Origin of the sequence: Paraburkholderia sp. NMBU_R16 (assembly GCF_013282575.1) — a bacterium.
Classification (GTDB): domain Bacteria; phylum Pseudomonadota; class Gammaproteobacteria; order Burkholderiales; family Burkholderiaceae; genus Trinickia.
In genome coordinates this window covers 1-247 of the sequence record NZ_JAAAYE010000534.1, presented here as the reverse complement: position 1 = coordinate 247, position 247 = coordinate 1, and the positions used below count along the sequence as shown (strand labels likewise).

The 247-nt window shown below is 59.1% G+C and carries 1 pseudogene; it reads right to left on the bottom strand.

The window, feature by feature from the left end:
- Positions 1–128: pseudogene (locus GWC77_RS29005) on the bottom strand (ISL3 family transposase); the annotation flags it as partial.
- Between the last annotated feature and the right edge of the window lie 119 nt (positions 129–247).

Sequence of the window (247 nt, the reverse complement as noted above, 5' to 3'; positions counted from 1 at the left end):
AGAATCTCGCGCAGTTGCTCGCGGTACAGCCAGGCGCGGGCGGTGCGCTTGGTGGCGTACTGTCGCACCAGAGCATTGAGGTCGGTCAGTTGAGCCAGATTCAGTTTGTGCACGTCCTTGAGCAGCGTAAGCGCCTCACGACGACCGTCGTAGACGACGGCGAGAACCGACATCAAAGTGGTGCCCATCATTTTCGATTTGATGGACATCACTGTGACAGAGCCAGAAGCCAGGCCGGGTAGCCGCA